The sequence below is a fragment of the Mariniflexile soesokkakense genome (assembly GCF_039650365.1).
GTDB lineage: Bacteria > Bacteroidota > Bacteroidia > Flavobacteriales > Flavobacteriaceae > Mariniflexile > Mariniflexile soesokkakense.
In genome coordinates this window covers 486,627-499,432 of sequence record NZ_JAZHYP010000003.1, presented here as the reverse complement: position 1 = coordinate 499,432, position 12,806 = coordinate 486,627, and the positions used below count along the sequence as shown (strand labels likewise).

Genomic DNA, 12,806 nt, shown 5'->3' with positions numbered 1-12,806 from the left:
TTAGCCTAAACAAAAGTTATTCCAAACCAGTTATTTTGAGATTCCTGCCTATACTTCGACTGTGCGCATTATAAACTACAGAATTTTTATTCTAAAACAGAATAATCACCAATACTCACACTAGTAAACTTACCATTAAACTTTACATGGTTCCCAACCATAGCTTCATCTAAATTAGCATTTTTGATGGTGGTATGGTTTTGTATTAAGCTATTTTTAACGGTTGAATTTTCAATTACTGTGTTATTCCCAATAGACACATTAGGACCAACAGTACTATTTTTTATAACCACATTTTCGCCAATAAAACAAGGTTCAATAATATTAGAATCTTGCAATTTCGCCGAAGTTGCTACCAATTGCTCTTCACCATCTGCTTTTAAAAAGCCTAACATTCTGGTATTGGTTTCAACGGTTATGGCTTTGTTTCCACAATCCATCCACTCATCAACCGTTCCTGTTTTAAAAACTCTGCCATCTGCCATCATGCGTTTTATACCATCATTAATTTGGTATTCACCTCCATTGGTAACGTTTTCATCTAAAATTTGTTGTAGTTTTTCTTTTAAAACCGCTACATCTTTAAAGTAATAAATACCAATTACAGCTTGATCGCTCACAAACGTTTCTGGTTTTTCAACTAGCTCAACAATCTCTTGGTTTGCGTTAAGTTTTACAACACCGTAAGCTTCTGGATTTTCTACTTGTTTCGTCCAAATAACGCTATCTGCTGTAGGGTCTAAATCAAATTCTGCACGTATCAAAGTATCAGCGTAAGCAATCACTGCAGGTCCTGATAAAGATGGTTTTGCACACATAATAGCATGACCTGTACCTAAGGGTAAATCTTGACGGTAAATGGATGCTTTCGCACCTAAATCGGTTGCCAGTTTTTCTAAACTTTCAACAACATCATCACCAAAAAAAGCAGGATCGCCCAAAACAAAAGCGATTTCATCAATAGGTTGCTTTAAAACTTTGGCAATATCCTTTACCAAACGATGCACGATGGGTTGACCTGCAACTGGTATTAAAGGTTTTGGTACGGTTAAACTGTGTGGACGCAAACGAGAACCTCGTCCTGCCATTGGTACTATTATTTTCATTCCTCTCCCTAGCCCTCTCCTTTGGAGAGGGGATTTTTAGTTAAACTTTATTTTTAATTTATTTCGACCCAAATTCCCCCTTTGGGGTTTAGGGGATTATTTTACTCCAGTACTCCCAAAACCACCTTCGCCTCTAGCGGTTTCTGAAAGTTCTTCAACAGCAATCCATTCTGCACGGTCATGTTTTGCAATTACCAACTGAGCTACACGTTCTCCGTTTTGAATTACAAAATCTTCATTAGAAAGGTTTACTAAAATCACTCCTATTTCACCTCTATAATCAGCATCAATGGTTCCTGGTGCGTTTAAAACAGTAATGCCTTTTTTAGCAGCTAAACCACTTCGTGGGCGCACTTGTGCTTCGTAGCCTATTGGTAATTCTATAAATAAACCCGTACCTACAATGCTTCGCTCTAAAGGTTTTAATGTTCTCGATTCTGATAAATTGGCTCGTAAATCCATACCAGCAGATGCCACTGTTTCATAATGTGGTAAAGCATGATTGGATTTGTTTATTATTTTAATGTTCATTATTTATTAAATATCTTTTTTAATTCGTTTTTCTCTGAAATAACCACAATGCCCAAAAATACGATTAACATAGAAATTCCAACAACATAATTAGTTCTAAATTCATAAAATGATACGATAGATAACCCTATGGAAAGCAGTAAATACATGCTTATTTTCTTTAAATTATAAGGTATGGGGTAATACTTTCTTCCATAATAATAAGATAAAACCATCATTATTGAATAGGCTGCTAAAGTAGCCACGGCTGAAGCTTTGTAACTGTAAGCTTCAATAAAAACAAAGTTAATTATTAGGGTTACAATGGCACCCACAATAGAAATATATGCACCAAATTTTGTTTTATCGGTGATTTTATACCAAACCGACAAATTATGGTAAATGCCCAAGCAAAAGTTGGCAATTAGTATAATTGGCACCACCCACATGGCTTCCCAATAGGCTTCACTTCTAACAATAATGGGTTTTAGAATATCGGCAAAAACCACAACAAAAAGTAATATTACCGAACCTAGAGCCACAAAAAATTCTAATATTTTTGCGTAATTCTTTTGAGGGTTTACACTTTTTGCATGACTAAAAAAGAAAGGTTCTATACCCAAACGATATGCCGTTGCAAACAGTGTCATAAACAGCGAAATTTTATAACAGGCCGAATACATACCAATATCGGTTTCGGCGACATTTGCTGGCAATAGTTCCTTTAATAAAATTCTATCAAACGTTTCATTTATAGAAAATGCTATACCTGCAATTAAAACTGGAAATGCGTAACGCATCATGGTTTTCCATAAATCGGCATTAAAAATATATTTTATTTTAGCATAAAAAGGCGTCATTAAAAGCAATGTAAGGCCACTTGCTATTAGGTTTGCGATAAATATATAACTGATTTCAAAATTTGGTTTGTATATGCTATCAAAAAAAGAATTGCTTACAGCCATTTTTTTTAGCGCTAACAGGAAAAACAAATTCAACCCTAAATTAAGAACCACATTAAGGATTTTAATAACGGCATATCGCATGGGGCGTTGTGTGGCTCTTAACCACGCAAAGGGAATAATAACCAAGGCGTCAAAAAGTAAAATCCAGATAACTAGATTGATGTATTTAACATCGATATCTATATAATATGCGATTTGATTTTGAAATATTAAGGCTATTACAAAAAATAGAAAGGAAGAAACAATAAGAGAAATTGCGGAAGTACCTATAACGGTATCTTTATCTTCGTCTTTATTGAAAAATCTAAAAAAAGCGGTTTCCAAACCATAAGCCAAAACCACATTGAATAATACAAAATAGGAGAAAATAACAGATACTTCGCCATACTCCGCTACGGATGACAAAACCCCTTTAGTGGTATAAAGTGGCACTAAAATGAAGCTAAGCATTCTAGGAAGCACCGTAGCTAATCCGTAAATAAAAGTCTGCTTAAATAATGTTTTGAGTCCGCTCAATGTGATGTGCAATAAGTTGTGTTAAAAGTAGATAATTCAACACAGCAATAAAAATAATCATTAAATAAAAAGCCCCACTATAAATAGTGAGGCTAGACATTTTGTTATGCTGAAACAAGTTCAGCATAACAATATTAGTTATTTAAAGCTTCAGCACCACCAACAATCTCAAGGATTTCATTAGTAATAGAAGCTTGACGTGCTTTATTATATGTTAATTTAAGCTGGTCTCTTAGCTCTTTTGCGTTATCTGTTGCTTTGTGCATCGCAGTCATACGTGCACCATGTTCGCTCGCGAAAGAGTCTCTAATGCCTTTGTACAATTGTGTTTTTAACGACTTAGGAATTAATTGCTCAACGATTTCAATTTTTGAAGGCTCAAAAATGTAATCTAAATTTACATTAGAATCACTCTTTACTGGAATTATAGGTAAAAACTGTTCAGTTATCACTTCTTGAGTCGCTGCATTTTTAAACTTGTTGTAAACGATTTCAATTTTATCGAATTCACCAGCAACATATTTAGCCATTAACATCTCAGCAATTTCTGCTACATTATCAAAAGTTAAATCATCATAAATAGTGCTTTTATTTGAAATAACTTTGTTAGTCTTTTTAAAAGCATCATTTGCCTTTTTCCCAATAGCTAAATACGAAACTTCTTGGTTGGCATAGGTTTTAGATGTTAATCTATTAACTTCTTTAATAATGTTTGAATTAAAAGCTCCTGCTAAACCTCTATTAGAAGTAACAGCAACAATTAAAACTTTTTTTACTTCACGTTGCTCAGAATATTTACTTCCAGAATCTGCATCTAAAGTAGCGCTTAAACTTTGTAAAAGTTCGGTTAACTTATCTGCATAAGGACGCATAGCTGTAATAGCATCTTGTGCTTTCTTTAACTTTGCAGCCGATACCATTTTCATGGCACTGGTAATCTGCATGGTTGAAGATACCGATGATATTCTATTACGTATTTCTTTTAAATTTGCCATGTTTAAAGTTATGAGTTATGAGTTTAAAGTTATGGGATTATGACCCATAACTTTAAACGCTGAACTTTGTTAAGCTCTATATTTTCCTGATAAATCTTTAGCTACAGCAGTTAATGTATCGGTAACTTCATCAGTTAATTTTCCTGCTTTTAAGTCTGCTAATACATTGGCATGTTTCGCTTTTAAGAATTCAATATAATCTCTTTCAAATTCTTTTACTTTTTCAACAGGCACATCTCTTAATAAGTTTTTAGAACCGGCATAGATAATTGCTACTTGGTCTTCCACTTTAAATGGATCGTTTTGTGCTTGTTTTAAAATCTCAACGTTACGCTTACCTTTATTAATTACGTTTAAGGTAACGGCATCTAAATCTGAACCAAACTTAGCAAATGCTTCTAATTCGCGGAATTGCGCTTGATCTAATTTTAAAGTACCTGCTACTTTTTTCATAGATTTAATCTGAGCATTACCACCAACACGAGATACCGAAATACCTACGTTAATTGCTGGACGAACCCCCGAGTTAAATAAATCTCCATCTAAGAAAATCTGCCCATCTGTAATAGAAATTACGTTAGTTGGGATATATGCAGAAACGTCTCCCGCTTGTGTTTCAATAATTGGTAACGCTGTTAATGAACCACCACCTTTTACGATTCCTTTAAGAGACTCTGGAAGGTCGTTCATGTTTTTAGCAATCTCGTCATTATTAATAACTTTTGCAGAACGCTCTAATAAACGTGAATGTAAGTAGAAAACGTCACCTGGATACGCCTCACGTCCCGGTGGACGACGTAATAATAAAGACACCTCACGGTAAGCTACTGCTTGTTTAGATAAATCATCAAACACGATTAATGCTGGACGACCCGTATCTCTAAAATACTCTCCAATAGAAGCTCCTGTAAACGGCGCATATACTTGCATTGCTGCAGGATCTGATGCGTTTGCAGCTACGATAGTAGTATAGGCTAAAGCACCTTTTTCTTCTAAAGTTTTAGCAATTAAAGCTACTGTTGATGCTTTTTGACCAACGGCAACATATATACAATATACAGGCTCACCTGCATCGTAAAATTCTTTTTGATTTAAGATGGTATCAATACAAACAGCTGTTTTACCAGTTTGACGGTCACCAATAACCAACTCACGCTGACCACGACCTACAGGAATCATCGCGTCGATAGATTTGATACCTGTTTGTAACGGCTCAGTAACTGGCTCACGGAAAATAACCCCAGGCGCTTTACGCTCTAAAGGCATCTCGTAAGTTTTACCAGAAATAGGACCTTTACCATCTATTGGGTTACCTAAAGTGTCTACCACACGTCCAACAATACCTTCACCTACATTAATAGATGCGATACGACCTGTACGTTTTACTGTAGAACCTTCTTTAACGCCTTTAGAAACTCCTAATAATACAATACCTACGTTATCCTCTTCAAGATTAAGTACGATACCTTCTAAACCTGCTTCGAATTCTACTAACTCACCATATTGAGCGTTAGCTAATCCGTAAGCACGTACAATACCATCACCTACAGTTAATACAGTTCCAACTTCGTCTAAAGAAGCACTTGCTTCGAAACCTGCTAGTTGTTGCTTTAAGATTGCTGATATTTCAGCTGGTTTTACTTCTGCCATCTTATTATTTATTTAGATATAAATATCTTAGTTTAATGTGAATTCTCTTTTTAATTTACTTAATTGATTTGCTATACTTGCGTTGTATTGGATATCGCCAACTCTTAAGATGAAGCCTCCTAAAATGCTTTCGTCTACAATGCTTTGTACTTCAATGTCTTTTCCTGTAAGTTCCTTTGCTTTAGCTAACACTTTTTGTTTTAAAGCGTCGGTTAAAGGAATTGCGGTTGTAACAGTTGCCACTTCAATACCTTTAGATTGATCGAATAACTGGTTATATTTAGCAGCAACATCTGCTAAAATATCAATTCTATTATTTGATACTAATGTATCAATTAAGCCTAAAGTTGTTTTATCAGCCCTTTTGAAAACTTCTAATAACACAGATTTTTTTACTGAAGCACTTAGTACAGGACTTTGTAGCGCATCGCTTAAGTCTTTACTTTGTGCAATAGTATTGGCAATTAGCTTCATCTCTTCGTTTACAGCATCGGCTGTTTTTCTGTCTGATGCTAAACTTAATACGGCCTTTGCGTAACGTATTGCTGCTCTTGCTCCTGCCATATTTTTAGTTTAATTTAGCTTCACTTAACATAGACTCAACTAACTGTTCTTGTTTGTCTTTGTTAGATAACTCACCACGTACTACTTTTTCAGCTATTTCTAAAGATAGATCTGCTACTTGACTTTTAAGTTCAGCCATGGCTGCTTTCTTTTCACTTTCAATAGCAGCAGTTGCTTGCTCAATCATTTTATTAGCTTGAGATTGCGCTTCCCCTTTAGCATCTTCAATCATTTTATTTTTGATATCTCTTGCTTCTTTTAGCATTTCCTCACGCTCTGCTCTTGCTTCTTTTAATAACTTTTGGTTATCAGCTTGAAGGTTTTGCATTTCTAGTTTCGCTTTTTCAGCAGATTCTAATGCACCTTTTATACCATCTTCTCTTTTCTCTACAGCATCAAGAATTGGTTTCCAAGCAAACTTTTTTAATAAAAGTACTAATCCAACAAATAATAATAATTGCCAGAAGAATAATCCGAATGAAAATTGTTCAATTAATTTTTCCATTTATATGTCTTGTTATACTAGTTAATTTTTAATTTAAAAAAAACAGCTATAACCAACCGTTATAGCTGTTTTAGTTTTTTTAAGCTGCAAATAAAGCAGCAAATCCAATACCTTCAATAAGTGCAGCTGCAATAAGCATAGCTGTTTGGATTTTTCCTGAGGCTTCTGGTTGGCGAGCAATAGCTTCCATAGCTTGTCCACCAATTCTACCAATACCAATACCGGCACCGATAACGATTAAACCAGCTCCTACAATGTTTGGAATAGTCATAATATATATATTAAAAATTAAACACTCAATTTATTAATGGTCGTCGTGGTGATGCTCTTCTACAGCCGAACCAAAGTACAATGCCGATAACATTGTAAAGATGTACGCTTGTAAAGCAGCCACTAAAAGTTCTAACAAAGCTAACACGAATGCCAAACCAAATGATAATGAACTTCCTAACCAGTTTTTAAATATAAACATTAAACCAATAATACTCATTAATACAATGTGTCCTGCAGTAATATTTGCGTACAAACGAATTAATAATGAGAAAGGTTTAATGAATGTTCCTAATAATTCTATTGGCGCTAAAATAATTTTCATTGGCCATGGCACCCCAGGCATCCAGAAAATATGACCCCAATAATTTTTGTTTGCTGTAAATGTGGTTATTAAATAGGTTAATAACGCTAATGCAAATGTTACAGCAATATTGTTTGTTACGTTAACCCCAAGTGGCGTTAACCCTAATAAATTGATAATCCAGATAAAGAAAAACACGGTTAATAAGAAACTCATGTAACGTTTGTAGTGTTTTTTTCCAATGTTTGGAATGGCGATATCATCACGAATGTATAGTACAATAGGTTCCAACAAACGACCCATGCCTTTTGGTAAAGCTCCTTTTTGATAAGATTTAGCCATTCTTCTGAACATAAAGAATATCAATAATCCTACTAAGAAAATGGTAAATACGTTTTTAGTAATTGAAAAATCTAAAGGCTTAACGTTTGTTGCATGATGATGCTCGTCGTAATTGATAGTTCCTTCTGCATCTGTTTTGTAAATTTTACCGTGGTATAATTTGTAGTAGTTCCCATTAACTTCAGCAACAGATTCTCCGTGGTGCAATTTTGATGAAGAAAAAACTTGCAACCCATTATCCCATAAAATTACAGGAAGTGGAAAGCCAATATACTTATGTTCACCTGCATCATTTACATATGAATACAGACCAAAATCATGCGAATCTAGCAAGTGATGATTGATGTATTCTTTAATTTCTTCTTTTAAACCTTGTTTACCTTCTACTTCGGACGCAATTTCTTCTAAATGCATCTTTTCTTCCTCATGTTGAGCAAAAGAAAAACTTGATACGAATAAAAATAATAAACAAATTGTTTTTAATGAAAATATATTTTGCATATCACTTAATTAATAGTGGGCTAAAAATCGGTGCAAAGGTATGTTTTTATCTTAAAATAAAAAATCAAAATTTCACATTATTTACAAAGACTATTTTTGGGTACTATTTTGCATCTAATTTGTTGAGAATCCGTATGGTGGTTACGGTTTCAGACACTAGGCAAATAGCATAGGGAATGAAGAATGAAAAAAACTCAATGCGTGTTACGTTTCCATCTGAATTAAACACAGGATAAAAGAAGATAAAAAAGCAGCCAAATTTTATAAAGCTGCCTAACATAAAAATAAATGCTAATTGATCTTTAAAACGTTTTTTTAACAAAAACATACACAACATAATACCCATTGCCAATGTGGTATTAATAACATAGGCCAAAACAATTTGATTTTGAAGTACGGTAGATTGCGTATAGTTTAAAATCCAAACATATATAAAATAGGTAATAATGGAAACAACACCTATTATTATAACATTTTCTGCTAATAATTTTCTCATTAACTATTGAACTTCTTTAATTGCTGTAAAACAACATATAGGGAAATGGCAACACCTAGCAGTGTTCCTATAATTAGGAATAATTTTCCGCCATCGGAATATTTTAAATCTAACCACTTGCCTAACATAATAAAAAGGTAAATAGTTATACCCATTTGAAATGCTATTCCTGTTAGAATGACGGCGTTTTTAAGCGGTTTTTTCGGATCCTGTTCCTTGTTGTTGTCCACCTTTATTCATTTCTTTTACCGTCCCTTTCATAATACAGGTTACATTAAATGTAGCCCCTGGTTCAACCGCTAGTTTTCCTGCAACTACTTCGCCATCAATTTCTGCTGATGATTTTAGGGTTAGCGTACCAGACAATGTTAATTTACCAGAAAATTTACCTTCAAAATAAGCCTCGGTTCCTTGTAACGTACCTTTTATTAATCCTGATTTCCCTACAACCACTTTACCAGAGGTTTTTATATTGCCTTCTAAAATTCCATCTATTCTAAAATCGCCTTCACTATTAAAATCGCCAACTATTTTAGTGCCCTGCGAAATAATATTTTGGCTAGATAAGCCTTCTGTAGATTGTTTGTCTTTTTTGTTATCAGAGAACATAATGCTATTTATTTAGTGTTATTACCTGTATTTAAATAGGCATCCAAATTTTTATGTATTTGAATGATTTGATAATTTGCAGATGTGATTACAAAGTAGGGTTCTTTAATTTTTTTCTTATCTTCTTTCGTTAATAGTTGGTTGAATGTTTTTGCCACTTGCGCATTTCTTAAACCATGTACAATTACAAATTTTATGTTGGGATTATATACATCAACCGATGATTTTAACGAATAATATTTTACGTTTTTTAATACCTCATCCAATGCTTTTTGAAAACTAGCAACTTGTTCTGGTTTTGGGTTTTCAAACTTAAAAACTACTTTATAGTTATCTGTTATACTATCGTTTTCTTGAAAAAATTCTGAGTTTGTTAATTTTGGTAACACGTTAGCTTCAATATCTTGTGCTTGTTTGCCTTCGGGCGTGTTGGCATACGTAATGGCGATGTAATTTATAGCTTTACCGTAGGCTTCCAACCCGTATAAACGTCCTGTAGCAGTAGCTTTTAGAAGTTCTAATTTAGATACAATGGGTTCGCCATCAAACGTGTTTATATATTCTTCACTTTTTGAAACAACCTCAACATATTCCTGATTTTCAAATTTTTGATAAAGTGCTTCGTATAAACTTTCAGGGCTATTTTCGTCTTTATCTGATGCCGAATCGGGGTTGTTTAAAATAGTAGCATATCTAGATTCTGGGTAATTTGAAATAATATCGGTTTTTGCAATAGCAGCTTCATCGTTATTACCTAAAAGCTCATAAATTTTATACAAATTATATTTTGAAGGAAGGATTAATCGTTCTTCCGGATTGCTATTAAGTAAGTTTTGAAATTTACTTTTTGCTAATTCGTATTCTTTGAATTTTTCTTTATAAATCAACCCCAATTGGTAATAAGCATAGTTTCTTTCTTTAGAAATACTATCAATTTCTTTTGCTTCGGAAGGTATTTTAGAAATATAAAATTGTGGATCGTACATTTCATCTTCTGAAGCATTCACTAAAAGATTGTTAGTTGATACATTGTTTACAGTTCCTAAATTTCCTTTGTTAGACCACCTCCAATTATCTTCCAAAGTACGGTCGCCCCAAATCTTTACAAACTCATTTTTACCATACGCCACGGTAGTTGGGTTGTAAAAATAAAACATAGCTGCTTGTGATGGGGTTCCAGTTCGTACAGGTTGATTTCCTGCTAAGTTATCGTTAACAGTTACCAAACCTGTATTGCGTTCGGCAGCTTCTGCTTTTTCTTTTTCCTTCTCTGCTTTTATTTTTAGTTTTTCAATAAATTCATCAAAATAAGCAACACGTTCACCTTCTGATAAATTGATTAAATTTAAAACACTATCATTTACTTTGGCGATGGCTTCGTAATAAATAACATCTTCTAAATTATCTCGTTTACGCTTGATAATACGGTATGGTTTCGAATTTATAACCAAATTGGTCATGGTACTATCGTAATAGTTTCCTGCTTCTTGATAAAGAGATTTATCAAAATTCATATCACCAAGAATTTCGTAATTTTTAGCTTTTAAAATTTTGTCTTGCGAGTTTGTTCGTAACGACTTGTTAAAGTAAGTAATAGCTAAAGAATCCGATTTATTATGCAAATAATAAGCTGCTTTTTGATGATAAATTTTATCTAAAAACGGACGGTTTTCTCTGTTTTCTTCAAGTTCTGTGATTAATTCTAACAACTCAAACTTGTTACTTTTTTCATAATCGAAATTTTTAATTTTTTCGATATAGGCACTTATCATATAAATTCGGGGCGTTTTACGATTAAGTTCAATAACCTTATCAAAAGCGAAATTTGCGCTGTCTTTTTTGCCCAATTCATTATATAATTGCCCTTGAATGAATCTGTAACGTCCGCGTTCGTCATCATTTTTTGTTGCGTTTGAAGCTATTTCTAATTGTGTAATGGCACTATCAACCGATTTAGTGTTTAAATGTGCTTGAGCTAATGTAGAGGAGGCATCTGCCAAATCTTGTCCTTCTACCTCTTCTTGCTTAAATAAACGTTTTAGGTTTTTAATGGCAAGTTCATCGTTATCTAAACGCATATTGGTTTTTTCACGCCAAATTTTCGCTTGAATTATCTTATCGCTTGCTGGATATTTGTAAAGAATGTAATTGAAAGCTTCTAGCGCCGGTACAAAACGCTGGTCGAAATATCTTGATTTTCCCAATAGCAAATAGGCTTCATCTATTTGTGGGTTTTTCTCTTTCCCTTCAATAGTGATGCTATGCTTTTGAATGGCTTTAACTGCTTTCTCTTCGGCAGTATTGAAATTTTCGTTTTTAGATTGCCCTGGCAGCATCACTTCTTCAGAAATTTGCATGCGTTCAATGGGTAAAACATCCCAATAATTATCAGAATACCCATCATTTAAACTACTTCTACCAGCTTCCAAGGCATTATAACCATTATAAAGCGCATTAAATTCTGCTGTAACAGCATGGAAATTTCGGCTAATGAATTTGTCCTTTTTTCTTGAACAACTTACTAACAATAAAATAGAACACGCAAAAACTAAGATTGCTTTAAAGGGTATTTTCAATGCTGGTATTTTTAGTCTAAATAAATAACTATAAACTCATGCTTATATTATGTAAGCAGGTAAAAATAAGCATCTTTTTCGATTAACCCATAAAATGAAAGGACTTTTGGATGAAATGTGGTTGTTAGTTAGAGCGTACTAAATAGGCTATTTAGCAAATAAACACATAAACAACAAAACATTTAAACCATTTCTGTACCAGAAAAATGAGTTTCTAACTCCTTTAAGGTAGTGGCATTGGTTGCCAAATCTTTTACAATTTCACCTTTTTCTAACACAACAATACGCTCACAAACATCGGTAACGTGCATTAAGTCGTGACTAGAAATCAACACCGTAACACCTTGTTTTTCGGCTAAATTTTTAATAATGCCTTTTAAACGAATTTGAGTTGTAGGGTCTAAATTAGCAAAAGGCTCATCTAGAATAATAACTTCAGGATTTCCAATTAAAGCAGCTACAATACCAACTTTTTTTTGGTTTCCTTTGCTTAAATCGCGTAAATATTTTTTCTGATTTAGTATTTCACCATGGAAAAAATCTTCAAACTGTGCTATTAATTTATCTACGTCTGCCCTGTTTTGGTTACGCAATTCACCAATAAAATAGAAGTATTCTTCCGCAGTTAAATAACCTATTAGAAAACTTTCATCAATGAAGGCAGATGTAAAAGGTTTCCAGTCTTCACTTTTATTTACTTGTATGTCGTTTGTTTTTATAAAGCCCGTAGTGGGTTGAATTAAATCTAAAAGTAAACTGAAATAAGTGGTTTTACCCGCACCGTTATTACCAACTAAACCAAAACTTTGACCTTTTGGAATGGTTAAAGATTCAATATTTAAAACTAAATTACCACTATATTTTTTTGATACGTTTGAAGTTACTATCATCGTGTTA

Annotated in this window: 14 protein-coding genes; all 14 read right to left on the bottom strand. The window is 33.5% G+C overall.

The annotated features are described in order from the left end of the window. Positions 1–86: 86 nt before the first annotated feature. The 14 genes from VP395_RS08950 to VP395_RS08885 all read right to left on the bottom strand — a co-directional run bounded on the left by VP395_RS08950 (position 87) and on the right by VP395_RS08885 (position 12,799). Entirely contained in the window at positions 87–1,106 is a 1,020-nt protein-coding gene (locus VP395_RS08950) for a sugar phosphate nucleotidyltransferase (RefSeq protein ID WP_346241631.1), read from the bottom strand. 96 nt (positions 1,107–1,202) lie between these two features. Then, on the bottom strand, positions 1,203–1,637 hold the full coding sequence (gene dut, locus VP395_RS08945; RefSeq protein ID WP_346241629.1) for a dUTP diphosphatase: 435 nt from the start codon (positions 1,635–1,637) through the stop codon (positions 1,203–1,205). After that, positions 1,637–3,097: an oligosaccharide flippase family protein gene (locus tag VP395_RS08940; RefSeq protein WP_346241793.1), complete on the bottom strand. Its 1,461-nt coding sequence runs from the start codon at positions 3,095–3,097 to the stop codon at positions 1,637–1,639. Before VP395_RS08940 ends, dut begins: the two co-directional genes overlap by 1 nt. 134 nt (positions 3,098–3,231) lie before the next feature. Then, entirely contained in the window at positions 3,232–4,092 is an 861-nt protein-coding gene (atpG, locus tag VP395_RS08935) for an ATP synthase F1 subunit gamma (RefSeq protein ID WP_346241627.1), read from the bottom strand. A 69-nt stretch (positions 4,093–4,161) separates the two neighbouring features. Next, positions 4,162–5,742: a F0F1 ATP synthase subunit alpha gene (gene atpA, locus VP395_RS08930; protein WP_346241625.1), complete on the bottom strand. Its 1,581-nt coding sequence runs from the start codon at positions 5,740–5,742 to the stop codon at positions 4,162–4,164. A 27-nt stretch (positions 5,743–5,769) separates the two neighbouring features. Then, the gene (gene atpH / locus VP395_RS08925) at positions 5,770–6,306 is read right to left on the bottom strand and encodes an ATP synthase F1 subunit delta (protein ID WP_346241623.1); all 537 of its coding nucleotides are present in this window, start codon (positions 6,304–6,306) and stop codon (positions 5,770–5,772) included. Positions 6,307–6,310: 4 nt separating this feature from the next. Further along, positions 6,311–6,811 (bottom strand): F0F1 ATP synthase subunit B, encoded by a 501-nt coding sequence (locus tag VP395_RS08920; RefSeq protein ID WP_346241621.1) that lies wholly within the window; start codon positions 6,809–6,811, stop codon positions 6,311–6,313. A gap of 79 nt (positions 6,812–6,890) precedes the next feature. Continuing rightward, entirely contained in the window at positions 6,891–7,082 is a 192-nt protein-coding gene (gene atpE / locus VP395_RS08915) for an ATP synthase F0 subunit C (protein WP_162880152.1), read from the bottom strand. Between the two features lie 33 nt (positions 7,083–7,115). Beyond that, on the bottom strand, positions 7,116–8,228 hold the full coding sequence (gene atpB / locus VP395_RS08910; protein ID WP_379884284.1) for a F0F1 ATP synthase subunit A: 1,113 nt from the start codon (positions 8,226–8,228) through the stop codon (positions 7,116–7,118). Positions 8,229–8,331: 103 nt separating this feature from the next. Continuing rightward, on the bottom strand, positions 8,332–8,724 hold the full coding sequence (locus VP395_RS08905; protein WP_346241618.1) for a hypothetical protein: 393 nt from the start codon (positions 8,722–8,724) through the stop codon (positions 8,332–8,334). Next, positions 8,724–8,954, bottom strand: a complete 231-nt coding sequence (locus VP395_RS08900; RefSeq protein ID WP_346241616.1) for an AtpZ/AtpI family protein — start codon at positions 8,952–8,954, stop codon at positions 8,724–8,726. Before VP395_RS08900 ends, VP395_RS08905 begins: the two co-directional genes overlap by 1 nt. After that, complete coding sequence (locus VP395_RS08895) at positions 8,914–9,333, bottom strand: bactofilin family protein (RefSeq protein WP_346241614.1); 420 nt, start codon at positions 9,331–9,333, stop codon at positions 8,914–8,916. Before VP395_RS08895 ends, VP395_RS08900 begins: the two co-directional genes overlap by 41 nt. A gap of 8 nt (positions 9,334–9,341) precedes the next feature. Next, complete coding sequence (porW, locus tag VP395_RS08890; protein ID WP_346241612.1) at positions 9,342–11,909, bottom strand: type IX secretion system periplasmic lipoprotein PorW/SprE; 2,568 nt, start codon at positions 11,907–11,909, stop codon at positions 9,342–9,344. A 182-nt stretch (positions 11,910–12,091) separates the two neighbouring features. Beyond that, positions 12,092–12,799 (bottom strand): ABC transporter ATP-binding protein, encoded by a 708-nt coding sequence (locus VP395_RS08885; RefSeq protein ID WP_346241610.1) that lies wholly within the window; start codon positions 12,797–12,799, stop codon positions 12,092–12,094. Positions 12,800–12,806 lie beyond the last annotated feature (7 nt).